Here is a 24595-nt window from a genome sequence, read left to right as displayed (position 1 = left end):
TCGTCCCAGGTCAGGTCAAGCGGGCGCGGACCGGAGCATGCGGAAGGTCAGCGAGTAGCGCAGCGCCGGAACCGGCGGGATGCTGTGCTGCCACGCGGTCCGGGCCGCCCCGGTGAGCGCGTACCCGGAGCGGGGCGCCAGCTCCAGCTCGTACACCCGGCGGTTCGCTCCGGTCCCGCGCTGGAACCGCAACAGGCACGCGGAGCCCAGCGACAGGCCGACGACGGTCGGCCCGAAGGCGGGTGCGTCGCGGTGCCAGCCGATGACGGAGTCCGGCGGGTAGCGCGTGACGAGCGTCTGGGCGAGCACCTCGGGGTCGACCCCGGCGAGCGCCGCGCACCGCTCGCGCACCCAGCGCAGTGCCACGGGCAGCGCCTCGGTGGCCGTGAGCTGGAAGGAGCCGTAGTCGTAGTCGTAGCCGAAGTGCCGCACCGTGCGCCGGGCGATCTGCCCGTGCATGCGGACCTCGTGGAAGTCGAGCGCGTCGAGGGCGGCGACCAGGGAACGTTCCTCGTCGTCGTCGACCAGGTCGGGCTGGTAGGTGAGCCCGGCCGGCCGCTCGTGGATTCCCCGCATCCTGCCCACCTGGCGACCGTAACGGCGGGCCGGCCCGCGCGCCGCGCGAATCCGGCCCGCCCCTGGATGGTCAGAAGCACGTGACCGCTCCGCCGATCGCCGGGTTCGCCCGGTCGTGGTGGTGGACGACGCCGGCGGGATCGGTCATCGAGCCGCCCCAGATCGCGCAGCCGGCGCCGAGGTGGCGGTGGACCGGGCCGGCGGCGTAGCGCCGGCTGCCCTCGTCCAGGCCGACGGGCGTCCACTCCGGGGCGAGGTAGACGCGGGTGCCGGTGAGCGTGCCGACGTACGCGGACTTGAGGGTGACCGTGCAGCCGTACCCGGTGAGGGGGTTGCGGAGAAGGTGGACGGTCCCGAGCCGCGCGCCGGTGGCGGCGTCGTGGATCGGGTCCTGGTCGACGGCGGTGAAGCCGAGCCCGCAGAGCGCCTCCGGGGTGTACGGGTTGACCACGGCGGCCCCCGCGCCCGTGCCCGCCACCGCCACCAGGACGGCCGCCCCGGCCGCCGCCACCCCGATTCGTCCAACGACCCGCTGCATCTGCGTTTCCTTTCGCTGGTGCCGACTCTCGGATGCGGGATCAGAATGGTGCGGCCGCCGGCCCCGCCGAATGTGCGCGGTGGACACTCCGGCCCGCATTCCGGTGTGCCGGCCGGCCGCGACACCGTCTCTGACCTCGGCGGGAGCTGAGGAGTTGATCGGCGGCAGTCGATTATGAGGTATCTCGCAGAATCGCCCTCCCACGTATTTGGAATTGCATTCGTGTTTCCCGGATTCGCCCATCGGGCACTGTTCGGGTGGCGACACGACGACACCCGGAGGTGCAGCATGCAGCCGTTCAACCCGTGGCTCTGGCGGGACCCGTCGGCCCTGGCGGGCGGCTACGAGCAGACCCGCCCGGACGACGTGCCGCGGCAGCGGTCCGAGGGCGCCGCCGACGACGGCCCCGACGCGCCCGGCCCGGGCACCCCGATCGACCTGACGGGCTATCACGTGGAGGCGACCGACGGCCGGATCGGCGCGGTCGACCGGGCGAGTGAGGACGCCGGAGCGGGCTACCTGGTGGTGGACACCGGCCCGTGGATCTTCGGCCGGAAGGTGCTGCTGCCGGTCGGCACGGTGGCCCGGGTCGACCACCTGGAGCGCGTCGTGCACGTGGACCGGACCCGGGAGCAGGTCAAGGAGTCACCGGCCTTCGACCCGGACGACTTCGACCGCGCCGAGTACCGCGAGCAGGTCGGGAACTACTACGCCGAGAGCTACCGGCGCGACTGAGCAGGGCGTTCCGGTCTGCGCGCGGGGCGGTGGACCGGCTACCGTGTCAGGCATGGTCCGGCCGAGCACCTGCGCCCCGGAGACCCTCGACGGTCTCCCGGCGGCTGCCGCTCCGGTTCTCCCGGCCCGTGTCGACGACGGTCGGGAGCAGATCCTCGACGTCCTCCGTGCCGGTGGGCTGCGGTTCCGCGCCGGCGGGCGATGGCGGCGCTCGCACTGACGAGCAAACCCCACTGATCCGGGCACACCCCGGGTCTCTTCCGCGCGCCCGCGCGTCCTCCACCGAACAGCCACGAGAGGCGTACGACCATGTCCGCAGCACGGATGCTCACCGGTGACCGCCCGACCGGGCGGCTGCACCTCGGCCACTACGTCGGCAGCATCGCCAACCGGGTGAAGCTGCACCAGCGCTACGAGAGCTTCTTCATCATCGCCGACCTGCACATGCTCACCACGCGGAACAGCCGCGAGGACATCGAGCAGGTGTCCCGCAACGCCCGCGAGATGGTCACCGACATCCTCGCCGCCGGCGTCGAGCCGGACCGGGCCACGTTCTATCTCCAGTCGGCGATCCCCGAGGTCGGCGACCTGAACACCCTGTTCCAGAACCTGGTCACCGTGCCTCGGCTGGAACGGGTTCCGTCGCTCAAGGAGATGAGCCGGGACGCCGGCAAGGAGGAGATGCCGTACGGGCTGCTCGGCTATCCCGTCCTCCAGGCCGCCGACATCCTCTGCGTGAAGGGGCAGGTCGTGCCGGTGGGCAAGGACAACGCCGCGCACGTGGAGGTGACCCGGGAGATCGCCCGGCGCTTCAACCACCTCTACCGCGAGGTCTTCCCCGTCCCGGAAATGATCATGTCGGAGACGCCCACGCTGGTCGGCACCGACGGCGCCGGGAAGATGAGCAAGAGCAGGGGGAACGCCATCGCGCTCTCCGACGACCCGGCCACCGTGCGGCGCAAGGTGATGGGCATGTACACCGACCCGAACCGGATCCGCGCCGACGTGCCGGGCACGGTCGAGGGGAACCCGGTCTTCGCGTACCTCGACGTGTTCCACCCCGACCGGGCCACGGTCGAGGAGCTGAAGGCGCGCTACCGGGCCGGCCGGGTCGGCGACGTGGAGGTCAAGGAGGAGCTGGCGGACGCGCTCAACCGGTTCCTCGACCCGGTCCGGGAGCGGCGGGCCCGGTTCGAGGGGCAGCCCGGCCTGGTCGACGAGCTGATCGTCGAGGGCACCGAGCGGACCCGCGCCGAGGTGCGCCGCACCCTGGTCGAGGTCCGCCGGGCGATGGGCCTGACCAGCGCGTACACCCAGGTGCGGCGGCGGGCCGAGCGCTACCGCAAGGCCGTCGGCACGCCGGCCTGAGATGTCGGGTACGCCGCCCGGCCGGCCCGGGTACGGCCTTGCGCCACCCCCGGGCCGGCCGGTTAGGCTGCTGCCATGACCAGCTCGCACGCGTACCCGACGGCGTCCCCGGACGTCCTGTTCGGCGCGCTGCGACGCCGGCGGTCCCGCGACCGCCTGCGCTGAGCATTCCTCACTGCGACCGGCGGATCGAGCCGCCGGTCATCGCCGTTCGTCCTCGGTCCGCCCGCATCCCCATCCGGTGATCCGCGTGCGGCGGATCCGAGCGAGATCGGCGTACCCATGGATCTGGAGAAACTGCTGACCGACCGGCTGGCGCCGGCGTTCGCGACGGTGGCCGGCGAGCCGGTCGACCCGGTCGTCCGGCGCTCGCAGCGCGCGGACTTCCAGTCCGACGCGGCGCTGGCGCTGGCCCGGCGGATCGGCCGGCCGCCGCGCGCCGTCGCCACCGAGGTGCTGGAGCGCGCGGAACTGGCCGACCTGTGCAGCGCCGCGGAGGTCTCCGGTCCCGGTTTCCTCAACCTGACCGTCGCCGACGGGGCCCTGGCCGGGCTGGTTTCCGCGCTGGCCGCCGCCCCGCGGCTCGGGGTGCCGGTGGCCAGCGCGCCGGAGACCGTGGTGGTCGACTACTCGGCGCCGAACGTCGCGAAGGAGATGCACGTCGGGCACCTGCGCTCGACGGTGATCGGCGACGCGGCGGCCCGGCTGCTGCAGTGGCTGGGGCACCGGGTGCTGCGGGCCAACCATCTGGGCGACTGGGGCACACCCTTCGGCATGCTGATCGAGCACCTGGCCGACCTGGGCGAGGCCGAGGCGGCGCAGGAGCTGTCGATGGGCGACCTGGACTCGTTCTACAAGGCGGCCCGGGCCAAGTTCGACGCCGACGAGGCGTTCCGCGAGCGGTCCCGGCTGCGGGTGGTGGCGTTGCAGGGCGGGGACCCGGCGACGCTGCGGCTGTGGCGGCTGCTGGTGGAGCAGTCCGAGCGCTACTTCCTCACCGTGTACGACCTGCTCGACGTGACCCTCACCCAGCGGGACTTCCACGGAGAGAGCAGCTACAACGACCTGCTCGGCCCGGTGGTCGAGGAGCTGGACCGGCTCGGTCTGCTGCGCGAGAGCGACGGCGCGGCCTGCGTGTTCCCGCCCGGCTCCGTGGGCCGGGACGGCGAGCCGCTGCCGCTGATCGTGCGCAAGTCCGACGGCGGGTACGGCTACCCAGCCACGGACCTCGCGGCGATCCGGCACCGGACCGGCACGCTGGGCGCGACCCGGCTGCTCTACGTGGTCGGGCTGCCGCAGCGGCGGCACTTCGAGATGGTCTACGCCGCCGCCGCGCAGGCCGGCTGGCTGGCCCCGCCCGCCCGCGCCGAGCACGTCGGGTTCGGCTCGATCCTCGGGCCGGACGGGCGGATGCTGCGCAGCCGGGCCGGCGGGTCGGTGAAGCTGGTCGGGCTGCTGGAGGAGGCGGTGGCCCGGGCCACCGCGCTGGCCCGGGAGCGGAACCCGGAGCTGGACGAGGCGGAGGCGGCCGAGGTGGGCCGGGCCGTCGGCATCGGCGCGATCAAGTACGCCGACCTGTCCAGCGACCGGCACAAGGACTACGTGCTCGACTGGGAACGGATGCTGTCGCTGGACGGCAACACCGCGCCCTACCTCCAGTACGCGTACTCCCGGATCCGGTCGATCTTCCGGCGGGCGGGGGTGGCGGCCCGGCCCGAGGCCGGGATCTCGCTGGCCGAGCCGGCCGAGCGGGCGCTCGCCGTCGAGCTGGTCGGCTTCGGCGCGGTGGTCGGCGCGGTGGCGGAGAACCTGGAGTTCCACCACCTGACCGGATACCTGTCCCGGCTCGCCGCCGCGTTCAGCGCCTTCTACGAGCGGTGCCCGGTGCTGCGGGCCGACGAGCCGGTCCGGGAGAGCCGGCTCGTGCTCTGCGACCTGACCGCGCGGGTGCTCGGGCAGGGCCTCCACCTGCTCGGCATCCGCACACCCGAGCGGCTCTGAGGACGGCGGCCGGGGCCGGGGGTCCGCCACCGTGCTCAGGGTGGCGCCCCGGCCCGTCAGGCCTCCTGCTCCAGCACCGTGAGCATGGAGCGCACCACGGCGGAGCGCCAGCCGCTGCCCATGGTGCGGTGGGCGACCGCCTGGAACGGGCTGTCCAGGTCGAACCCGGAGTGCTCCATCAGCATCCGGGTGCCCCGGCCCTCGGGCTCCAGCCGCCAGGTGACGATCGAGTCGAGGCCGCTGCCGCTGCGGTCCGCCCAGGTGATCCGGAGCAGCCGTTCCGGCTCGACGGCCAGGACCTCGCAGTGGATGGTCCCGGCGAAGCGCAGCGCCGGCATGGGCTTGGCCTGGAAGGTGAACCGGTGACCGACCACCGGCTTGAAGTCGTTGGGCATCAGCCACCGGGCCATCAGGTCGGGGTCGACCAGGATCCGCCACACCTGCGCCGGCGGGTACGGCAGGAACTGGTCGACTTCGATCTTGTCCGGTCGGGTCACGCCGGCTCCCCCTCGGTTGCGGACTCCTCGGCGACCAGCGCGGCGAAGTCGCTCATCCGCTCGCGCCAGAACCGCTCGTAGGGGGTGAGCCAGTCACGCAGGCCCATGAGCGGCTCCGGCTCCAGCCGGTAGAGCCGCTTGCGGCCGCTGCGGCGCTCGGTCACCAGCCCGGCGTCGCGGAGCACCTTGAGGTGCTCGGAGACGCTGGGCCGGCGCATGTCGAACGAGGCGGCCAGATCCTGCACCGACTGGGGGCCGCCGTCGCGCAGCAGCCGGATGAGGTCGCGCCGGACCGGACTGGCCAGCGCCGCGAAGACGTCCACTCCCGTGGCGGAGGACACCGACACCCCCTGGAGTTCATCCGGCCTGGAGCCGGTACGACCCGGCACCGGAACGATAGCCGCAGGTCAGCGACTCCGGTAGCGGGAGACGGCCAGACCCGCGAAGACCACGATCAGCGTGATGATCCAGATCAGCGCCCGGGTGACGTAGTAGCCGGTGCCGTGGCCGAGCAGCGCCTCGGCGGGCGCGCCCTGGGTGAGGGTGCGGACCGCGTTGACCACCACCGTCACCGGCTGGTGCTCGGTGAACGCCTGGAGCCAGCCCGGCATGCTGGCGGTGGGCACGAAGGCGCTGGACGCGAAGCTGACCGGCATCACGATGAACGAGATGCCCTGCGCCGCTTGGACGCTGCCGGCCAGCAACCCGACCGCCACGAAGATCCAGACGAAGGCGAGCCCGAAGAGCACGAGGAGGCCCAGCGCGCCGAGGGCGGAGGCCCAGTCGGTGTGCACCCGCATCCCCACCGCGAAGGCGATCGCGATGCTCGGGACGAGCACCGCGACGGTCATGGCGAGGTCGGCCAGCACGCGGCCGGCGAGCACGGCGCTGCGCGGCATGGGCAGCGACCGCAGCCGGTCGAACAGGCCCCCGACGTGGTCCTCGGCCACCCCGAGCGCGGTGCCGATGGTGGCGAACATGATGCCCACCGTGAGCAGGCCGGGCGCCATGAAGTCGACGTAGCGCATCGTGCCGGCGCCGATCGCGCCGCCGAACACGTACCGGAAGATCAGCAGGAACGCCACCGACTGCACGATCCGCAGGACCAGCAGCTGGGGCGTACGCCGGTAGATGCGCAGGGCACGCCCGGTCAGCACACCGACACTGGGCAGCAGGCGGGCGGTGCGGGCCGGGTGCGGCGCGGCCACGGCGGTCATCGGGCACTCCTCGACACGGTCTCGGGCTCGATGCCCGCGGCGGACCCGGGCGGCCGCGGCTCGCCGCCGCAGCGCTCGGCGGCCGGAGTCGATCCGGTCAGCGACAGGAACACCTCGTCGAGGGTGGGCCGGCGCAGAGCCACGTCCTCGACGTGCACGCCCCGCTCGCCGACCTCCTGCAACGCCTCGCGGAGCCGGTCCGGGCCGGAGTCGACCGCCACCGAGGCCGTCAGCGAGCCGTGGTCGACGACCGGCTGCTCGGCGCCGATCCGGGCCAGCGCCCGTACGGCCCGGTCGAGATCCTCCCGGTCGCGGACGTGGATCTCGACGATGTCGCGACCGGCGCGGCTCTTGAGTTCCTTCGCCGTGCCGGAGGCGATCACCTGCCCGTGGTCGATGATCAGGATGGTGTCGGCGAGCCGGTCGGCCTCCTCCAGGTACTGCGTGGTGAGCAGGACGTCGGTGCCGTCGGTGGTGAGCGCCCGGACGGTGTCCCACAGCTCGATCCGGCTCTGCGGGTCGAGCCCGGTGGTGGGCTCGTCGAGCAGCAGCAGCCGCGGGCGGCCGACCAGGCTGGCGCCCAGGTCGAGGCGGCGGCGCATGCCGCCGGAGTAGGTGCGGACCAGCCGGTCGCCGGCCTCGCCGAGGCGCAGCCGCTCCAGCGTCTCCGCGGCGCTGGCCCGGGCGGTGCGCCGGTCCTGCCCGAACAGCCGGGCGATCATCTGCAGGTTCTCCCGCCCGGTCAGCGCGGGCTCGACCGTGGCGTGCTGCCCGGCCAGGCCGATCAGCTGGCGGACCCGGGCCGGCTCGGCCGTCGCGTCGACGCCGCAGACCCGCAGCGTGCCGCCGTCCGGCCGGACGAGCGTGGAGAGCATGCGCAGGAAGGTGGTCTTGCCGGCGCCGTTGGGGCCGAGGATCGCGGCGACCTGGCCGGCCTCCAGGCGCACGTCGAGCCCGTCGAGGGCGACGACCTTCCCGAAGGACTTGCGGAGGCCCACGGCCTCGATCATCAACGACATCGCACTCTCTCGAATCGAGGGCCGGAAGCCCGTCCGGTGGAGCGGCGGAGCGCGTCGGCCTACCGGCCGCCGTGCACCGCCATGAGGACGAAGCCGTTGCCGTCCGGGTCGGAGAAGCTGGCGTCACGACCCCACGGGCGGTCGTTCGGCCCGTCGACCTTGACGCCGGCGGCGCGCAGGCTCTCGCAGTCGCCGTCGAGGTCGTCGCTGTGGAGCTGGACGCCCTTGAGCCCGCCCACAGGCACACCCAGCACGCTCGGCAGCAGCGCGAGACCGACCGGCGACCCCTGGGGTACCACCTCGAGCCAGCGCATCGGCCCCATCCGGGAGTCCTGTGACACCTCGAAGCCGAGCTGCTCGACGTAGAACTGCTTGGCGGCGTCCTGGTCGGACACGGGCACGGTGATCAGCTTGATTCCCCTGATGCTCATGCCGGCGACAATAGGTAGGGAACTTCCTACCTGTCAAGCAGACCCGCAGGTTGGCGTCTCTCCCGGAGATCGCCCACGGTCTCGTCGGGGTTTAGTGGGCAGGCGCTCGGGCAAGCGGCAGGGCTCAAACGGGAAGAACCGTCGGAGGCAGCGATGCGCCGCTCACCATCCCCGGCCGAGGCGAGAGTGACGATCGAGCGCCGGGTCGCGGACGTCTTCCACTTCTACCGCGACTTCCAGAACCTGCCCCGTTTCCTGGGCGACGTCATGGCCAGCGAACAGGTCGGGCCGGCGACGTTCCGATGGACGATCCGGGGACCGCTCGGCGTCAGGCTGAGCTCCACGGTGCGGCTCACCGAGGAGCGGACGAACGAACTGCTCCGGTACGAGACCACCACCCCGCCCGGGATGCGAACCCATTGGACGGTCGAGTTCCGCCCGGGGTCGGAACCGGGCCGGACCGAGGTCCACGAGGTGCTGAAGACACCCTTCGGACGACTGGGCCGCCTGGCGCTGACCCTGGTCGGAAAGCCGCCCGGCGCCGAGGTGGCGGCGAACCTGCGCAGGCTGAAACAGCTCCTGGAGACGGGGGAAGTCACCGACACCGAGCACGCGGTCGCCGGCAAGTTCGGCCGTCCGGCCGTCGGCGACCGCCGCTGCGGCCCGGGCTGGCCCCAGTCAAGTAGCCGCGGGCCCTCATGATCACCCGTATACGATCCGCCGGTGAATCGATCCCTCGTCGCGACGCTCGTGGGCGCGACCCTCCTAGTCGCCGCTTGCAGCGACGACAAGCCGGAGGCAAGTCAGCCCAGCCCCGACCAGTACGGCCGCGGTGGTTGCGTTTCGCTGGCGCAACGGCTGGACGAGAATGACCACAGCTGGATGTCGAACGGCACTGTTGCTGGTCGGGCCGCCCGCTCGACGGACGCTGGTGTCAGCGATGCTGGCAAGGAGTTGGCTGCAGCTGTGAAGGCGGCCGGCGACCTGGATGTGAGCAGCCACGGCAAGGCGGACATGACGCAGGTCGAGGCCGGGATTACCGACGCTCAGCAGAAGCTGATGACGGCGTGTCAGAACTTGCTGGGCGAACCGCCCTGGTCCTGACTCCGCCCCGCCGTGCTGTCGGCACGCTGAATTCAAGGTCACGACGGAGATCTGCACCCGGATCAGCTACGACTGAAGAGGCCTCGCCTGGCCCGGTCGGCATCGCCTGGCGCTTGTAGTCCATCCACTGCCCGGTGAAATGGTGGCCGCCAGCCTGTCCCCATCCCCGGATAGGCGCCAAAGACTGCTTGCGCACAGATCAGTTTCCTCCGCGTGAACCGTCTAGTCTTCCGAGACCGACTGACGGAAGGCATGGCGCTATGCGGAAACTGATCTACGGCATGAACCTGAGTCTGGACGGCTACGTTTCGGCGCCCGGCGACGACCTCGGCTGGAGCAGGCCGAGCGATGAGCTGTTCCAGTGGTGGCTCGATCAGGAGCGGGTGATCAGCCTGTTTCTGTATGGGCGCCAACTGTGGGAGATCATGAGCGCCTACTGGCCGACCGGCGACCAGCAGCCGGGCGCCACCCCGGCGCAGATCGATTTCGCGCGGAACTGGCGGGACACGCCGAAGGTGGTGTTCTCCTCAACAATCGACAAGGTCGACTGGAACGCTCGCCTGGTCACCGGCGAGGCGATCTCCGAGATCACCCGGCTCAAGGCCGAGGACGGCGGGCCGATGAGGGTCGGTGGCGCAACTCTCGCCGGGGCGGCCATGCGGGCCGGGCTGATCGACGAGTACGAGATCGTCACCCATCCGGTCCTCGTGGGCGGCGGCACACCGTTCTTCAGTGCGCTGAACGGCTGGGTGAACCTGAACCTGGTGGAGACGCAGACGTTTCCCGGCGGCGTGATCATGACCAGGTACGAGACGAAGCGCTGAGCGCGATTCCTTCACGAGGAGCTTGTCTGAGAAAGCGGCAGCATGCCCCCGGGCGCAGCTCCCCGACCGTGACCAAGTCGATCTACGCGGAGGCGACGCGGCGGATGCAGCAGGACTTGGTGGAGCGGCTCGGCTTCCTGTTCGACGCGCAGGGCGTAGGGGTCAGCCGTGGGGGTCAACACGATTAAGGGCCGGTCTCCTGTGACAGGAGACCGGCCCTTGACCTGTTGTGCGCCCGAAGGGACTCGAACCCCTAACCTTCTGATCCGTAGCCTCGGCGAACCCGTCCGGAACGGTTCGGCCCCCGGCTTCTGCCGCTGGCCCTAGGCCTGCCATCGTCCGGGCCCGTCCTCCCGGGTGCGGGGCTGTTGCTGTCAACGGTTGCTGTCAAACGCCGTGACGGTCAGCAGGGTTGTTGGTTGTCATGCTGTCGGTCGGTGCGCTCGATCGCGTACCAGCGCGCGTCCTTGGTGGAGTACGTGTGCAAAAAACCGGCCTTCTCCAGCACCCGATGGGAGGCGACGTTGTCGTGCAGCGGATCAGCCGTGATGGTCCGTACCGACGGTTGCGCGAACCCATATGCCACCAGGGCGCGTAGCGCCTCGGTGGCGAGGCCATGACCCCGCGCCGGCGGTACGAGGCCATAGCCGACCATCACGGTACCGGTGTTGTCCGGTGGCCCAAAAAATCCGATCGTCCCCACGGCCAGGCCGGAGATCCTCTCGATGATGAGCCGGCAGCCGAACGTCAGGTTCGAGTGCGGGAGGACCATGGCCGCCGCGTCCCGGTCGTCCTCCCGAGGAAACTCCGCGTGCCAGGCGCGACCGTCCCGGTCGCCGGCCGCGACGGCCCGCGCCGCCGCGACGTCGAGGGTTTCCAGTCGCAGTCGCTCCGTCTCGATCATGGCGGAGACCCTAGTGACTGGAAAACATCGCCGTTGACCCTGACAGTGGTGCGCCGGCAAGGATTCAAACCGGCGGCCTTGGGATTAGAAGAAGATCCCGGCTGGCTGGTCGACTGGGCTCGGCGCTGGTCGGCCCGTCCGTGACCGTCCGGCATTGTCAGCGTAAGCGGATGGTCTTGGCTGTACGAATGGCTGTACGGTCCCGGGTCGTGGATTGGGGGATGCGGTGAGCTGGGTTGCCAACGTGATGCTGTCGGTGGGTCCGGAGGACCGCCTCAACGCCGAGGCGTTCAGCGGGTGGCTCGACAACGAGTGCCCCCGTCGCGAGCTAGGCATGCGGCCGGGCGGCTGCGGCAACCTGCGCCTGATCACCGCTGCCGACAACCAGTGGGGCGGACACAAGAACCCCGAATGCGAGGTGTACGGCGGGGCGCTCAACCACGCCGACCTCGCTGCTGTTGTGGAGCATTTCGGTTCCCTGGCCTGGCACAACCCCAACGCAGTGCAACTCTTCGCGATGGACCAGGAGGAGCCCTTCTTCCGCGTCTGGATGATTCGCGACGGCGCTCTGCGGCAGTATGCCCCTTCGTCGCCAGACGAGGAGGACGACGAGTTTTGGTCCCCCGCCGGGTCGTAGCCGCAGTTTGGAAGGACGAAGATCACGGCCGACCTGGACCTGGCGGGCGAGGTCAAGGCAGGAAGCGCGCGACCGTTCGTGCCCCCTGGCGACCGTCTTGGGTACCGACTACTGGCACGTGTATGGCACGGCAACTGGCGAGGTTTGTAACTCACTCCTCCCACCAGGAGTGAGGCTCGATCACCCACGGCTCGCCGGGGTTCTTCCGGAAAGCAGACTGGCCGAGCGGGAGACTGGCGAGTTCAGCCACCGATGAGTTCAGTTCGATGACATGCCTAATGCATGTCGCGACTACTGTGCCAGGCTGCTTCGGGTCGTTGACGCCGTCGCCGACAATCCATGAGTTGTCGTCGGTGTGGATCACCTCGCGGGCTGGCTCTCTGCCCTCCAGCACGGTGCGCTGCACGACTGCTCCCAGATTGTCCGGGAACCGGTCCCCGTTGAAGGGGAAGGGCAGGGATCTGAACATCTCATGCCGGTCCGAGTGCCCGGAGGTCTGGATGATGTGATCGTCCACCGCGACACCATAGGCCCTGCCCTGCACGCATAGGCGCGGAAGGTGATTGCCAGTCTGCTCCCATCCCCCGGGATAGGTGCCAAAGACTGCGGCGCCCGGTCGGGGTCAAGGGTGGCCGTAGGCCATCGGCGTGCCGACGCGTAGCGCCCTTGACGCCGGTCGGGTGGCGTAGAGGATCGGGCACCCGGGGGATGGGTCACGCCCTGGTCCTCGTCGTCATCGGGCGGTCGACAGCGCCCACAAGACTCGGAGGCAAGCAGCTCTGCTGCGCGGCAGCGATCGCCCACACCTCGATGGAGAGCGACCCCGATGGCGATCGTCCCGCCCCAGCCTCTCGTTCATCACGCCCCGCAGTGTGGCCGGCCGGCCCGGCCGATGCCGGCCGGAGGTCGCCAGCAGGCCGGGGCCGGGCCGGCGCGGCCCGCTTTGCGGGCCGCCTTGATGAGGAGCCCGAGGAATGACGTTGCTGTCACCGGTTGCTGTCAGGGCCGGTCGCTTGCGACCGGCCCTGTGCGTTCTTGCTGTTCAACTGTGTGCGCCCGAAGGGACTCGAACCCCTAACCTTCTGATCCGTAGTCAGATGCTCTATCCATTGAGCTACGGGCGCTTGCTGCTCGGCCAGTCTACACACCGGCTTTCGCGCGGAGACTCCGGGATTCGAACCCGGGAGGGGCTTTAAGACCCCAACCGCATTAGCAGTGCGGCGCCATAGACCAGACTAGGCGAAGTCTCCCAGGTGGCCCGGAGACCACCGCGCCCGAGGATACAGGCCCGCACCCACCGGGGGCAAAGCGACTACCGGGAAGCGCCCATCCCCCGCGTTTTCGTCGTGTGCCGCGTCACGCTCGGGTCTACGCTCCATCGATATGCAGGAGCAGTCGCCGAGCGATCAGCCCCGTCGCGAGCCCGCCGCCAAGGGCCGGCGGAGCCGCTCCCCCCGCCCGACCTTCACCCCGCCGCCCACGCCCGAGCCCGCTCCGGCCGAGGTGGTGGACGACACACCGCCGCGGCCCCGGCGGGCCACGGCGGCGCCGACGGTGCTGTTCCAGCCGCCGGACCCGACGCAGGCCGCCCCGGCCGCCGAGGTGCCGGCGGCCCCACGCCCGCGCCCGTCCGCCGAGGTCGTCGCCACCACGGATGCGGGTACGCCGGCCGTCGCGCCGCCACCGGCCTACGCTCCCGCCGATGAGCCGGTGAGCGAGGAGCCGCCGAAGCGGACCCGCCGTGCCCCGGCCGCGAAGAAGGCCACCCCGCCGAAGAAGGCCGCCCCGGCCGCGCGGAAGTCCGCGGCGGCGCCCAAGGCTCCGGCGGCGCTCGGAGCGACCGCGCCTGCGGAGACCGACGCCGCCGGGTCCGAAGCCGCGCGCAAGGCTCCGGCGGAGCCCGGAACCACGGCGTCCCCGGGAACCGACGTCGCCGGGACGGCCGGGTCCGAGCCGGGGGCGGCCGAGCCGGCCGCGACGCCGGCGGGAACCGTGACGCCGGCACGCAACGGGCGGGCACGGAAGGGCACCAGGGCGACCCCGGCGAAGGAGACGGCGAAGCGCCCAACTGCTCGCCGGGGATCCACCGCCAGCGTGGAGGCCGCCGCGCCCGCCAGTTCCCAGGCCGCTACCGAAACTCCTGGGGGGCAGCTTCCGGCGGAAACCACCGCGCAGCTCCCGCCGGAGCAGGACGCCGCACAGGTTCCGGCCGAACCGACCGCCCCACACCGCGACCAACCGGAACCACCCGCCAAGGTCGAGCTGGCCGGAACCCGGTCCGCCGCCGGTGAGGCCCCGGCGACGGTTCAGGTGGAACGGCGCGACACCGGGTCGGGCTGGCGGGCGGTCGGCGTGCGCGTACTCGAACACCCGGGCTTCGCGCCGGAGCTGCTGGCCCTCGCCGCGGTGGAGGCCCTCGGGCCGCGCGCCGCGGACTGGGTGGACCGGACCCGCGACGCCTACCCGGACGCCGACGCCGACGGGCTGGCCCGGCTGGTGACCCGGCGGTTCGTGCGGCTGGCCGGCACGGGTGGCGCGCTCGCGGCGGGCGCCGGGCTGTTCGCGCCGGTGGCGGAGCTCACGGCGGTGCTGTGGACGCAGGCGAACCTGGTGCTGCACCTGGCCGCCGTCTACGGCCGGGAGCCGGCGCATCCCGACCGGGTGGTCGAGCTGCTGGTGCTGACGCAGGTGCACCCGGACGCCGGCACGGCTCGCGCCGCGCTGGACGGGGTGCGCTCGGCCGGGGCTCCGGCGGAGGGGTCGTGGTCCCGGGCGGCCGAGGCGGCGTGGCGGCTGGCCACCCCGCTGGCCGCGCAGGCCGCTGGCTGGTTGGGTCTGCGGCTGGCCGCGCGGCTGCTTCCCGGCGCGGCGGCGCTCGCCGCGGCGACGGGCGACGCGACCGCCGCCGAGCGCCTGGCCGCCCGGGCGATCAGCCTCTACCGCCCGACCCGCCGTCAGAGCCAGCCGAACCAGGATTTCGGCAGGAGGGCGTAGCCGACGAAGGCGACCACGTCGAGCAGGGTGTGCGCGACGATCAGCGGCCCCACCCGCCGGGTACGCAGGTAGAACAGGCCGAAGATCACGCCCATCACGGCGTTGCCGAGGAACGCGCCGAAGCCCTGGTAGAGGTGGTAGGAACCGCGCAGCAGGGCACTCGCCGCGAGCACGGCGGCGAGCCGCCACCGGAGCTGTCGCAGCCGGGTGACCAGGTAGCCGACCACGATCACCTCCTCCAGCACGGCGTTCTGCACGGCGGCCAGGATCAGCACCGGCACCGCCCACCAGAGGGGCGGCAGGGCGGCCGGCACGAGGGTGGCGTTGATGCCGAGCTGGGCGGCCGCCCAGAACAGGGCCAGCCCGGGGAGGCCGATCAGCGCGGCCAGGCCCGCGCCCCGGGCCAGGTCCGACCCGGGCCGGGTGAGGTCGGCGCCGAGCGTCCGCGCCGGGTCGCCGGGGTCGCGCGCCAGCAGGTGTACGGCGAGCAGCACCGGCAGCAGCGCGAAGAGGATCCCGAGGAGCTGGTACGTCAGGTCGAGGTAGGGGCGGGCCGACGCGGAGGTGTTCAGCGAGGCGGTCTGCTTCGACAGCCCGCCCGTGGCGGTCAGCTTGGCGACCAGCGACACCAGGGCGTACACGGCCGACTGGCCGAGGGAGAGGCCGAGCACGAGCAACGTCTCGCTGCCCAGCGTCCGGCGGGAGACCGGGCGGGTCAGCTCGTCAACCGTCACCGGACCACTGTGCCGCACCCGGGGACCGGTCGGCACGTCCCGGCGGCCAGGTGAGCCGATCGCACATTCTGTGCGACCGGCCGGCACGCTCCGTGGAGATTCTATGGGGGCCGATCCGCCCGCCAGGAGAAGGAGCGTGCCCCTGTGGAGAACTTCGCGCGGTTGCTGAAGGAGAGCTGGACCCTGGTCGAGGAGGACCGGGAGCGGCTCAGCGGTCACTTCTACGCCCGGCTGTTCCTCCTCGACCCGGCGCTGCGCATGCTCTTCCCGGTGCAGATGAACGGCCAGGGCGACCGGATCCTGGAGGCGATCGTCACCGCCACCCAGACGGTGGACGACCCGGAGAGCTTCGACGAGTACCTGCGCGCGCTGGGCCGGGACCACCGGAAGTTCCACGTCGAGGCGAGCCACTACGAGAGCATGGGTGTCGCCCTGCTGGACGCGCTGCGCAGCACCGCCGGCGACGGCTGGAACCTGGAGTACGACCAGGCGTGGCGGGAGGCGTACGCGAGCATCAGCGAGCGGATGCTGGCCGGCGCGGCGGCCGACGACAACCCGCCGTTCTGGCACGCCGAGGTGCTCACGCACGAGCGGCACGGCCCGGACACCGCGGTGCTGACCGTCCGCGCCCTCCAGCATCCGATGACCTGGCAGGCCGGCCAGTACGTGAGCGTCGAGGCGCCCCGCCACCACCCGCGGGTGTGGCGGACGTACTCGGTGGCGAACGCCCCGAACGAGGACAACGTGCTGGAGTTCCACGTGCGGACGCCGGCCGGGGCGGCGGGCTGGGTGTCCGGGGCGCTGGTCCGCCGGACCAGGCCGGGTGACCTGCTGCGGGTGGCCGCGCCGATGGGCTCGATGACCCTGGACCGGGCCTCCACCCGGGACATCCTCTGCGTGGCGGGCGGGGTCGGGCTGGCCCCGATCAAGGCGCTGGTGGAGGAGCTGACCCGGGTCAACCGCACCCGCTGGGTGCACGTCTTCTACGGGGCCCGCCGGCCCGCGGATCTGTACGGGCTGCCCGGCCTGGAGAAGCTGGTGGCCGTCCATCCGTGGCTGTCGGTGACCACGGCGTGCAGCGACGACCCGGACTTCGACGGCGAACTGGGGGACATCTCGGAGGTGGTCACCCGGTACGGCCCGTGGACCACGCACGACTGCTACGTCTCCGGCTCGGCAGCGATGGTCCGGGCGACCCTGCGCGCGCTGGCCGCGGACGACGTGCCGCCGGACAACATCCGCTACGACACCTTCGGCAACCTGTAGACCCTGCTCCCCCCGGGCCGGGTCGCGTGCCCCTGCCCCCTGGGGCACGCGACCCGGCCCCCCGTTCACCGGTACGCGGGTCGGGCCGGCAACCGGCCCGCGTACCGGAGTCCGTGCGGGTCAGTAGCGCCAGGGGTTGCCGCTCTCCCGGTACTCCTCGACGGGCACCAGCGGCACGCCGGGGGCCATCCGGTCGGCGTAGAGGCGGCCCTCCAGGTGGTCGATCTCGTGGGCGACCAGCCGCGCCATCGCGTACTCGAAGGAGGTGATGACGCGGCTGCCGTCCCACTGGGCGTGCTCGACGTCGATCCGCAGCGGCCGGGGCACCAGGCCCCGGTGGTCGAAGAAGGAGAGGCACCCCTCGTACTGCTCGTCGGTGTCGGGGGAGCTGTCCACCACCCGGGGGTTGAGCAGCACGACGGGTTCGGCGGCCCGGTCGGCGGGGCGGACCAGGGCGGCGGCCCAGCCGAGCCCGAGCTGCGGTGCGGCGATGCCCACGCCCTTGCTGAAGGGGTGCAGCTCGTCGAGGCGGACCAGCAGGCCGGAGAGCCGGTCGACCACGTCCCGGGCGAGTTGTTCCTCGCGCGGCAGGTCGAACGGTCGGGCCTGCTGCCGGAGCAGGTCGTCGCCGCGCTGCACGATGCCGATGGCGCGCATCCGGTCGCTGGCCCGGATCCGGGTGTCGGGGGCCGGCCCTTCGGGCTCGACGTCCGGCGGCTGGCTGCGGAACCGCCACTGCATCCGGTAGCGGGCGTTCAGCGGCGGGTCGTCGGTCGCCCATTCGAAGATCGCACGGCCGCCCTCGTCGGCGCGCTGGATCGGGGTACGCAGCGGCCCCTCCTCGGCGGAGAGGGAGGTCTCCGCACCCCACACCTTGGGGTCGAGGTCGGCGGGGAGGTCGAGGCGGACGCCGAGGTGCCGGGTGGGCAGGCGTACGGCCCGCTGGAACCACGGGCCCCACTTGTCCCGCCCGACCCGGTACGCGTACTCGATGGTGACCCGGTCGCCGGGGTAGAGCGGGAAGCGCCCCTCGTCGTTCTCGAAGAGCAGCCAGATCTCCTTGAACGCGTCGCGGTCGTGCTTGGCCCGCCAGTGCATCGGCTCCCGCGCGCCCCCGTCGTCCCGGTAGGCGCTGAGTTGCAGCTCGGCGAAGGTCAGCGGGTGCTCGCGGTGGTGCCGGTTGGAGCGGCCGGGGTCGTCGGGGTAGCGGTCGACGGCGACCCGGACCAGGTAGCGGGTGACCGGCTCGGTGCCCGCGTTGTACAGCTCGCGCCGGATGGCGCAGTGGTAGCCGTCCTCGCTGTGGGTGAGGGTGGCGGTCTCGCGCTCGACCACCAGCCCGGTGCCGGGCGGTAGCCACTGGCCGGGCACGGGCGGGTCCCGGTACGGACCGCCGGAGCGGCTGTGCCGCAGCTCGTCGTACTCCCGGAAGCGCTGCCAGATCGCGCCGCTGGCTTCCAGCACGGCCTCGGCGCGGCGGGCGAAGTCCTCGGTGGGCCGGTGCCGGCGCCCCTCGACGTGGCTGACGTACGACGGGTCGAAGCCCATCAGCGTCGCCAACTGCTTCTTGGACAGCCCTCGGCCAGTGCGGTGCCGGGCGAGTTCGGCCGCGAACGAGTCGGCGGCACGCTCGATCGGTGAGGTCGTCATCAGCTTCCTCGTACGCGGGAGGACCATTTTCACGTTTAGTGGCCGAACGTGTACGGAAACTGCCTCGTATTCGACACTCGCCTTGACAATTCAGCGGCATCCGTCGATGCTTGCGCGGCCCGCCGCCCCGCTCGGCGGCGTTTTCCGCCCACGTCGCCGGGTAGTACGCGATGGGCGACGGAGTGACCGGGACCTCTCCCCTGAGCCCACCGGACCACTTCCCCTCCACCGGGAGCTGTGGTTAGGCTAGCCTTAGTCCGAGCCGGCGGCAGCCGGCGGCCGGTGCGGCGACCAGACAGGGGACGACCAGGTGACTGCGGTGATGCCGGGGCGGAACGTCGCCACCCCGTTCGCCCCGGTCACGGCGACCCTGCGGGCCATGTTCGGCACCGACGACCTGCCCGGTCTCGCGCCGGGCCTGCTGGTCTCCGACGGCGCGCCCCGCTGGATCCCGGCCACCCGGCTGGTCGACGGCACCCTGCTCCCCGAGTTCCTCCGGGCGGCCGGTCGGCGCTGGGGCGGCACCCCGCACGCCTGCGCCGCGCTGGCCTGGAAGTCCTACAGCTACTGGACCGCGCTGCCGGCCGTGCTCGGCTGGGCCTCGGCTCGGCGGGTCCCGCTGCTCGACCCGGCCGATGTGCTGGTCCACTTCGAGGACCACCACCAGCTGCTCACCCTCGGCCTGCGCAGCTCCACCACGGTCGCGGTGCTCCCCGGTGACCCGCTGGCGCTGGCCGGCGACCCGGGGGTCCGGGTGGTCGCCGACGAGGCCGCGCTTCTCGACGCGCTGCGCGCCACGCTGCTCGACGCTCACTTCGCCCCGCTGATCACGGCCATCCAGGGCGAGGTCCGGATCGGCACCCGTACCCTGCTCGGCTCGGTCGCCTCCGGCATCGCGCACGGCATCCTGCGGGCCTCGGACGCGCTGCCCGGCTCCTCCACCGCGACCATCGGCACGCTGCTCGACGCGCTCGACCTGAGCGACCTGGTCGAGCTGGTGCCCGGCCCGGCCGGCGAGCCCACCGTGCAGCGGCGCACCTGCTGCCTGGCCTTCACCCTGCCCCGGCCGAAGATCTGCCAGGGCTGCTGCGTCCGCCAGCCCTGACCCGGCGGCCCTCGGGGCCGCTCAGTCGACCAGGGGACGCACGTCCCAGAGCCAGACCCCGCCGGTGAAGGTCGGCGTGATCCCGGTCAGCTCGGTCATCCCCCGGTACAGCGACCCGGCCTGCCGCAGCCGCGGGTCGAGCACCACCGCGCCCGCCCGCCAGTACCGCAGGTCGTCCACGGCGGCCACCCGGTCCTGCGGCGTGATCGGCGGCACCGCGTCGGTCTGCCGGATGGTGGTGAAGAACGTGCTGGTGGGACGGGGCGGGGCGGTGAAGAGCGCGACCCGGCCGGCGCCGGGCCGCGTGTCCGGGTAGAGGAAGTAGCCGCGGGCCAGCGGCATGTCCAGCCGGGTCTCGGCGGACCAGCGCAGCGGGACGGCGTACGTGGTGTCGGGCAGCGGGAGCGTGACGATGCTGCGCCCGCCCGCCACGTAGGGCCGCCAGGCGCCGGAGGTGACGAAGGTCGGGGTGGGGTCGAGGCGTACCGACGGCAGTGGGGTCGGCAGGAGCGGCAGCAGCGCCATGGTGAGCACCGTGGCGGTGGCGAACCGGATCTGCCCCCGGGCGGCCGGGTGCCGCCGGGCCAGCCGCCGGATGTGCTCGGCGCCGAGCGCGAGCAGGATGCCGACGATCGGCGTGAGCGCCAGGGACCACCGCGTGGGCACCACGGAGTGCAGGATCGGCAGGTGCTCCAGCGCCGCCCAGGGGCCCGGGATGCCGGTGTCCCGCCCGTCGAAGCGGATCTCCCGGCCGAGCGAGAACAGCACGAAGATCGCGCCGACGCCGGCCAGCCCGAGCACCACGACGTTGCGGCGCAGCCACCAGACCAGCGCGACCGCCAGCACGGCGAGTGGCCAGCCGAAGAAGGCGTTCTCCTCGGTGGCGTTCTTGGCCAGCCAGACGCTGCCCCGCGCGTCGCCGGCCAGGGACTCCCGGGACCAGGCGACGTAGGAGGCCAGGTCGGTGCGGTAGCCGCGGATCAGCGTGGAGAGCCCCTGGTAGGCGCCGGGTCCGAAGAACTGCACGGAGAGCGGGTACGCCAGCAGCGCCCCGGAGAGCACGGCGGCCACCGCGAGCCCGGCCGCGAAGGGCCGGGCGGCCGCACGCAGTTCGGGCCGGCCGAGGGCGAGCGCCAGGACCACGACGCCCAGGCCGATCGCGGTCATCAGCAGGATCTCCAGGTTGAGGAAGGCCTGCCAGACGATCAGCAGACCGAGCAGCAGGCCGTTGCGCAGCCAGCGGCCCGGCTCGGTCAGGCGCAGCGTCCGCCAGACGATCAGCGGCACCACGAACTGGCTGACGATGTTCGGGTGGGCGTTGGCGTGGGAGACCATGGCCGGCGCGAACGCGCAGATGCCGGCGCCCAGCCAGGCCGGGCCGCGGGCGCCGATCAACACCCGGGAGAGGACGAAATACCAGGCCGCGCCGGTGGCGGCCATTCCGAGGGTGAGAAAGAGCAGGAACGACCAGCGCGGCCCGAACAGGACGGTGATCGGCGTCATTGGCAGTGAAATGGATAATACGGACGTATTGGCCATCAAATTGACGCCGTCCGGCACATTCATCCGGTCCGAGGTGAAGGGATAGGCGAAATCGGTCACGACCCGCGCACCGTGGGCCATCATCCACTCGAACTGCGCCTGATCGGTGCGGTTGTCCCGGACCCCGTTGGCCGGGTCCAGCCAGACTCGAGCGGTGATCCAGAAGGCGAGCAGCACGAAACTGAGCACGGCGACGACGTCGACCCACCTGCCCTGCCCCGGTCGTCCGCCCTCGTCGGGCCCGTCCTCGGCGGCACCACCCGCGGCGGCGTCCGATTCAGGAGTAGTCATGACAATTCAGAGCGTAGTCAGGGTATGGCAGGGCCGTGACATGTTTCTGGGTACTGGCGTACTATGTGCCGGGTTCGCCGACCGCCGATCACGTGCCCACCCCCGACCGCAATTCGGCCACCCCCGGTGCCCCGATTCCCCCGCCATCCATCCGGATGGTTGACTCTGTCGGTCCAGGCGCGGGTCAGTCATATCGTGAGGAATCGACGCATGGCAGATATCACTGGGGATCAGCGCGTCCAGTCGGAGGTGCTGGAGGGCCTCGCGACGGCGGTCAACCACCGTCGCTGGTTCGTCGAGCTCGCCGTGCCCTACCTCGGTGACAACCCCATCGAGATCGGCAGCGGGCTGGGCGACTACGCCCTCGAGTGGGCCGAGCACCTGCCCCGGATCACGGCCACCGAGGCGGACCCCGACCGCCTGGTCCGGCTCAAGGAACGGCTGGCCGAGCACCCGGGCATCGAGGTCCGGCAGATGCTGCTGCCGCACTCCGAGCGGGGCGACTACAGCGCGGCCGTCTCGTACAACGTGCTGGAGCACATCGACGACCACGTGGGCGCGCTGCGGAGCATGCGCGACCTGGTCCGTCCCGGCGGTGCGGTGATCATCATCGTGCCCGCGTTCCAGTTCGCGATGAGCCCGGCGGACGTCGCCACCGGCCACGTCCGGCGCTACACGAAGAAGACCCTGGCCGCGGCGATGACCGAGGCGGGCCTCACCGTGGAGAAGATCCACTATGCGAACGCGCTCGGCCTGATCGGCTACTTCATGGCCACCAAGGTCTTCCGGCTGATGCCGAAGGAGGGCCCGATGGTGAAGGTCTACGACACCCTGGTCCTCCCGGCCACCAAGGCCGCCGAGCAGCGCGTCCGGCCGCCGTTCGGCCAGTCCGTCTTCGCGGTCGCCCGCGTTCCGAGCTGACCGGAGCGGGGCCTCCGCCGGCGCGGAGGCCCCGTCGCCTCACTCCTTGACCTGGTACGTCGGGCGGATGACCGCCCGGGCCAGGGTGTGGAAGGCCAGGTTGAAGCCCACGTACGCGGGGCTCGCGCCCTTGCCCACGTCGAGCCGCTCCACGTCCACGGCGTGCACCGCGAACACGTAGCGGTGCGGCCGGTCCCCGGCCGGCGGGGCGGCGCCGCCGTAGCCGGTGTCGCCGTAGTCGTTGCGGATGCTGAAGGCGGCCCCGAGGTCGCCCTCCTTGACCGCGGTCGGCAGCTCGGTCACCGAGGCGGGCACATCCACCAGCACCCAGTGCCAGAAGCCGCTGCCGGTCGGTGCGTCCGGGTCGAAGCAGGTGACCACGAAGCTCTTGGTCTCGTCCGGGAAGCCCGACCAGGCCAGGTGCGGGGAGACGTTCTCGCCGCCGGCGCTGCCGTGCGCGTACCGGGCGTCCATCGGCTCGCCGTTGTGCACGTCGTCACTGGTGAGGTTGAACGACGGCACCGTCGGCAGCAGCTCGTACGGGTCCGGGGCGATCGGTCGTTCCAGGCTCATCGAAACGGTCCTTCCGGGTGCGCGAATGTCCTGCACCTTCATACCCCTTCCGCAGCCAGGATCGAACCGGAAGTGCCCCGTGTCCGGGTCCTCACGGCGCGTCACGGATGGCTACACTGTAGTCATGAGTAGTCCCCGGAGTGTCCGCTTCGATGAGAGTGTCCTCGCCCGCCTGGACCGCTACGTGCGTGAGCACCCCGGCTCGTCGTCCTCGTCGGTGGCGAACATGTTCGTCGACGAGTCGCTCCGCACGTACGAGCATCCTGGTGTGGTCTTCCGGGCGGGGCCGGCCGGGCGCCGCGCCTCGCTGAACGGTGGACCCGACATCTGGGAGGTGATCGGCGCCCTCCACGCGGTGCGCGCCGAGTCGCCCGACCTGGAGGGCGAGGAGCTGGCCGCGGAGCTGATGGAGGTCACCGGCCTCGGCCGTGACCAGATCGCGACGGCGCTCCGCTACTACGCCACCTACTCGGCCGAGATCGACCTGCTCATCCGGGCCAACCACGAAGCCGCCGAGCGGGAGGAACGACTCTGGCAGGCGGAGCAGGGCCTGCTGGGGCGCCCGCCGGCATGACCGGGCTGCTCCTCGACGAGATGTACCCGCCGGCGCTCGGCCGCCGGTTGCGGGAACGGGGCCATGACGTGCTCGCCGCCCTAGACCTGGAGGTCGGCCTCGCCTCCCGGTCGGACGAGGATGTACTCGCGTGGGCAGCCGGCACCAGCGCTGCGTCGTCACCGAGAACGTCGCCGACTTCGCGCGGATGACGGCGTCGACGCCGCACGCGGGAATCGTCTTCGTCTCGGCGCGGCGCTTCCCCGGACCCGCGCCGGCCTGGTCCGGCTGGCGTCCGCGCTCGACGCGATGCTGGCCGCGAAGCAGTTGCCCGGCCCGGACGGGGTGAGCTGGCTCGCCGAGGGGTGACCGGCCGGTCAGGGGCGGAGGGTGTGGGATTCGAACCCACGAAGACATCGCTGCCTTACCGGTTTTCAAGACCAGCGCCATCGGCCACTAGGCGAACCCTCCCTGCCACGTCCCCGACGGGGTGCGCGGCCGTGCCTAGTCTGCCACGGGCGATGGAACCGGCGAGCCGCCGTCCCACCCCTGCTGTCAGGATGCTCCCGTGTGGGAGACCCCGGCGGTGGTGCTGATCAGTGGAATCATGGCGGCCGGCAAGTCCACTGTGGCCCAGTTGCTGGCCCGGCGGCTGCCCCGCGCGGTGCACCTGCGCGGGGACGTGTTCCGCCGCATGATCGTCAGCGGGCGGGCGGAGATGACGGCCGGCCTCACCGACGAGGCGTGGCGGCAGCTCCGGCTCCGCTACGACCTCGCCGCGTCGGCGGCCGACCGCTACGCCGCGGCGGGCTTCACCGTGGTGCTCCAGGACGTGGTGCTCGGTCCGGAGCTACCGGCGCTGGTCGAGCGGATCCGGCACCGCCCGCTGGCCGTGGTGGTGCTCGCCCCGCGCGCCGACGTGGTCGCCGCCCGGGAACGGGACCGGCCCAAGCAGGGGTACGGCGACTGGCCGGTGGCCGACCTGGACGCCGACTTCCGGGCCACCACGCCGCGGATCGGGCTCTGGCTGGACACCTCGGCGCAGACACCGGAGGAGACGGTGGACGAGATCCTGGCCCGGGCGTGGACGGCGGGTCGGATCGGGTAAGACTGGG

General features: G+C 72.0%; 28 protein-coding genes and 3 tRNA genes. 15 read left to right on the top strand and 16 right to left on the bottom strand.

Annotated features, from left to right (window positions below; translation table 11 throughout):
• Positions 1–15: 15 nt before the first annotated feature.
• Together RMN56_RS12590 and RMN56_RS12585 are read right to left on the bottom strand one after the other, a co-directional pair.
• The gene (locus tag RMN56_RS12590) at positions 16–576 is read right to left on the bottom strand and encodes an alpha-ketoglutarate-dependent dioxygenase AlkB (protein ID WP_313723978.1); all 561 of its coding nucleotides are present in this window, start codon (positions 574–576) and stop codon (positions 16–18) included.
• Between the two features lie 70 nt (positions 577–646).
• Positions 647–1114 carry a hypothetical protein gene (locus RMN56_RS12585; protein ID WP_313723977.1) on the bottom strand — a complete coding sequence of 156 codons (468 nt, stop codon included), beginning with the start codon at positions 1112–1114 and terminating at the stop codon, positions 647–649.
• Positions 1115–1402: 288 nt separating this feature from the next.
• Here RMN56_RS12585 and RMN56_RS12580 point away from each other — a divergent pair, with 288 nt between their 5' ends.
• From RMN56_RS12580 to argS, 4 genes are all read left to right on the top strand, one after another.
• A complete protein-coding gene (locus RMN56_RS12580; protein ID WP_313723976.1) occupies positions 1403–1849 on the top strand; it encodes a PRC-barrel domain containing protein in 447 nt (148 codons plus the stop codon).
• Between the two features lie 52 nt (positions 1850–1901).
• Positions 1902–2069: a hypothetical protein gene (locus tag RMN56_RS12575; RefSeq protein ID WP_167364291.1), complete on the top strand. Its 168-nt coding sequence runs from the start codon at positions 1902–1904 to the stop codon at positions 2067–2069.
• Positions 2070–2158: 89 nt separating this feature from the next.
• Positions 2159–3217, top strand: coding sequence for a tryptophan--tRNA ligase (gene trpS, locus RMN56_RS12570; RefSeq protein WP_313723975.1), 1059 nt, complete (start codon positions 2159–2161; stop codon positions 3215–3217).
• Between the two features lie 282 nt (positions 3218–3499).
• Positions 3500–5218 carry an arginine--tRNA ligase gene (gene argS / locus RMN56_RS12565; RefSeq protein WP_313723974.1) on the top strand — a complete coding sequence of 573 codons (1719 nt, stop codon included), beginning with the start codon at positions 3500–3502 and terminating at the stop codon, positions 5216–5218.
• Between the two features lie 56 nt (positions 5219–5274).
• Here the strand turns inward: argS and RMN56_RS12560 are convergent, their stop codons facing one another.
• From RMN56_RS12560 to RMN56_RS12540, 5 genes are all read right to left on the bottom strand, one after another.
• On the bottom strand, positions 5275–5715 hold the full coding sequence (locus RMN56_RS12560; RefSeq protein WP_313723973.1) for an SRPBCC family protein: 441 nt from the start codon (positions 5713–5715) through the stop codon (positions 5275–5277).
• Positions 5712–6056 carry an ArsR/SmtB family transcription factor gene (locus RMN56_RS12555; RefSeq protein ID WP_313723972.1) on the bottom strand — a complete coding sequence of 115 codons (345 nt, stop codon included), beginning with the start codon at positions 6054–6056 and terminating at the stop codon, positions 5712–5714. Before RMN56_RS12555 ends, RMN56_RS12560 begins: the two co-directional genes overlap by 4 nt.
• Positions 6057–6122: 66 nt before the next feature.
• Complete coding sequence (locus RMN56_RS12550) at positions 6123–6932, bottom strand: ABC transporter permease (RefSeq protein ID WP_313723971.1); 810 nt, start codon at positions 6930–6932, stop codon at positions 6123–6125.
• The gene (locus tag RMN56_RS12545) at positions 6929–7951 is read right to left on the bottom strand and encodes an ATP-binding cassette domain-containing protein (protein WP_313723970.1); all 1023 of its coding nucleotides are present in this window, start codon (positions 7949–7951) and stop codon (positions 6929–6931) included. The genes RMN56_RS12550 and RMN56_RS12545 overlap by 4 nt, the downstream gene beginning before the upstream one ends.
• Before the next feature lie 59 nt (positions 7952–8010).
• Positions 8011–8382 (bottom strand): VOC family protein, encoded by a 372-nt coding sequence (locus RMN56_RS12540; RefSeq protein ID WP_313723969.1) that lies wholly within the window; start codon positions 8380–8382, stop codon positions 8011–8013.
• 153 nt (positions 8383–8535) lie between these two features.
• On the opposite strand from RMN56_RS12540, the gene RMN56_RS12535 reads away from it, so the two are divergent.
• The 3 genes from RMN56_RS12535 (at position 8536) to RMN56_RS12525 (ending at position 10310) form a co-directional block, all read left to right on the top strand.
• Entirely contained in the window at positions 8536–9084 is a 549-nt protein-coding gene (locus tag RMN56_RS12535; protein ID WP_313723968.1) for an SRPBCC family protein, read from the top strand.
• Positions 9085–9105: 21 nt separating this feature from the next.
• Positions 9106–9486 carry a hypothetical protein gene (locus tag RMN56_RS12530; RefSeq protein ID WP_313723967.1) on the top strand — a complete coding sequence of 127 codons (381 nt, stop codon included), beginning with the start codon at positions 9106–9108 and terminating at the stop codon, positions 9484–9486.
• Positions 9487–9746: 260 nt separating this feature from the next.
• Entirely contained in the window at positions 9747–10310 is a 564-nt protein-coding gene (locus RMN56_RS12525; RefSeq protein ID WP_313723966.1) for a dihydrofolate reductase family protein, read from the top strand.
• 403 nt (positions 10311–10713) lie between these two features.
• Here RMN56_RS12525 and RMN56_RS12520 read toward each other — a convergent pair whose 3' ends face one another.
• The gene (locus tag RMN56_RS12520) at positions 10714–11214 is read right to left on the bottom strand and encodes a GNAT family N-acetyltransferase (protein ID WP_313723965.1); all 501 of its coding nucleotides are present in this window, start codon (positions 11212–11214) and stop codon (positions 10714–10716) included.
• A 226-nt stretch (positions 11215–11440) separates the two neighbouring features.
• Here RMN56_RS12520 and RMN56_RS12515 point away from each other — a divergent pair, with 226 nt between their 5' ends.
• Entirely contained in the window at positions 11441–11851 is a 411-nt protein-coding gene (locus tag RMN56_RS12515) for a squamosa promoter-binding protein 15 (protein ID WP_313723964.1), read from the top strand.
• Positions 11852–12002: 151 nt separating this feature from the next.
• On the opposite strand, the gene RMN56_RS12510 is transcribed toward RMN56_RS12515, so the two are convergent.
• The 3 genes from RMN56_RS12510 to RMN56_RS12500 form a co-directional block, all read right to left on the bottom strand.
• Positions 12003–12368 (bottom strand): hypothetical protein, encoded by a 366-nt coding sequence (locus RMN56_RS12510; protein WP_313723963.1) that lies wholly within the window; start codon positions 12366–12368, stop codon positions 12003–12005.
• A 534-nt stretch (positions 12369–12902) separates the two neighbouring features.
• Positions 12903–12975 (bottom strand) — tRNA-Arg (locus RMN56_RS12505).
• 35 nt (positions 12976–13010) lie between these two features.
• Positions 13011–13101 (bottom strand) — tRNA-Ser (locus RMN56_RS12500).
• A 133-nt stretch (positions 13102–13234) separates the two neighbouring features.
• Between RMN56_RS12500 and RMN56_RS12495 the strand changes: the two genes are divergently transcribed.
• The gene (locus RMN56_RS12495) at positions 13235–14845 is read left to right on the top strand and encodes a hypothetical protein (RefSeq protein WP_313723962.1); all 1611 of its coding nucleotides are present in this window, start codon (positions 13235–13237) and stop codon (positions 14843–14845) included.
• Here the strand turns inward: RMN56_RS12495 and RMN56_RS12490 are convergent.
• The gene (locus RMN56_RS12490; RefSeq protein WP_313723961.1) at positions 14806–15579 is read right to left on the bottom strand and encodes a CPBP family intramembrane glutamic endopeptidase; all 774 of its coding nucleotides are present in this window, start codon (positions 15577–15579) and stop codon (positions 14806–14808) included. The genes RMN56_RS12495 and RMN56_RS12490 overlap by 40 nt on opposite strands.
• 144 nt (positions 15580–15723) lie before the next feature.
• Between RMN56_RS12490 and RMN56_RS12485 the strand changes: the two genes are divergently transcribed.
• Positions 15724–16845: a globin domain-containing protein gene (locus RMN56_RS12485; RefSeq protein ID WP_313723960.1), complete on the top strand. Its 1122-nt coding sequence runs from the start codon at positions 15724–15726 to the stop codon at positions 16843–16845.
• Positions 16846–16965: 120 nt separating this feature from the next.
• On the opposite strand, the gene RMN56_RS12480 is transcribed toward RMN56_RS12485, so the two are convergent.
• Positions 16966–18495 carry a peptide deformylase gene (locus tag RMN56_RS12480; RefSeq protein ID WP_313723959.1) on the bottom strand — a complete coding sequence of 510 codons (1530 nt, stop codon included), beginning with the start codon at positions 18493–18495 and terminating at the stop codon, positions 16966–16968.
• Between the two features lie 322 nt (positions 18496–18817).
• Here RMN56_RS12480 and RMN56_RS12475 point away from each other — a divergent pair, with 322 nt between their 5' ends.
• A complete protein-coding gene (locus RMN56_RS12475) occupies positions 18818–19600 on the top strand; it encodes a hypothetical protein (RefSeq protein WP_313724727.1) in 783 nt (260 codons plus the stop codon).
• A 21-nt stretch (positions 19601–19621) separates the two neighbouring features.
• On the opposite strand, the gene RMN56_RS12470 is transcribed toward RMN56_RS12475, so the two are convergent.
• On the bottom strand, positions 19622–21433 hold the full coding sequence (locus RMN56_RS12470; RefSeq protein WP_313723958.1) for a hypothetical protein: 1812 nt from the start codon (positions 21431–21433) through the stop codon (positions 19622–19624).
• A gap of 210 nt (positions 21434–21643) precedes the next feature.
• Here RMN56_RS12470 and RMN56_RS12465 point away from each other — a divergent pair, with 210 nt between their 5' ends.
• Positions 21644–22354: a class I SAM-dependent methyltransferase gene (locus tag RMN56_RS12465; RefSeq protein ID WP_313723957.1), complete on the top strand. Its 711-nt coding sequence runs from the start codon at positions 21644–21646 to the stop codon at positions 22352–22354.
• A gap of 39 nt (positions 22355–22393) precedes the next feature.
• Here the strand turns inward: RMN56_RS12465 and RMN56_RS12460 are convergent, their stop codons facing one another.
• Positions 22394–22927 (bottom strand): YbhB/YbcL family Raf kinase inhibitor-like protein, encoded by a 534-nt coding sequence (locus RMN56_RS12460; RefSeq protein WP_313723956.1) that lies wholly within the window; start codon positions 22925–22927, stop codon positions 22394–22396.
• Between the two features lie 124 nt (positions 22928–23051).
• Between RMN56_RS12460 and RMN56_RS12455 the strand changes: the two genes are divergently transcribed.
• Both RMN56_RS12455 and RMN56_RS32650 read left to right on the top strand, forming a co-directional pair.
• Complete coding sequence (locus RMN56_RS12455) at positions 23052–23501, top strand: hypothetical protein (RefSeq protein WP_313723955.1); 450 nt, start codon at positions 23052–23054, stop codon at positions 23499–23501.
• Complete coding sequence (locus RMN56_RS32650) at positions 23498–23692, top strand: DUF5615 family PIN-like protein (protein ID WP_376787296.1); 195 nt, start codon at positions 23498–23500, stop codon at positions 23690–23692. The genes RMN56_RS12455 and RMN56_RS32650 overlap by 4 nt, the downstream gene beginning before the upstream one ends.
• Before the next feature lie 172 nt (positions 23693–23864).
• Here RMN56_RS32650 and RMN56_RS12450 read toward each other — a convergent pair.
• Positions 23865–23951 (bottom strand) — tRNA-Ser (locus RMN56_RS12450).
• Positions 23952–24048: 97 nt separating this feature from the next.
• Here RMN56_RS12450 and RMN56_RS12445 point away from each other — a divergent pair.
• On the top strand, positions 24049–24588 hold the full coding sequence (locus RMN56_RS12445; protein WP_313723954.1) for an AAA family ATPase: 540 nt from the start codon (positions 24049–24051) through the stop codon (positions 24586–24588).
• The last annotated feature ends 7 nt before the right edge of the window (positions 24589–24595 follow it).

It is taken from the genome of Micromonospora halotolerans, assembly GCF_032108445.1.
Lineage (GTDB): Bacteria > Actinomycetota > Actinomycetes > Mycobacteriales > Micromonosporaceae > Micromonospora > Micromonospora halotolerans.
Note: the sequence above shows the minus strand (reverse complement) of the source record. Positions and strands in the feature narration are given on the sequence as shown.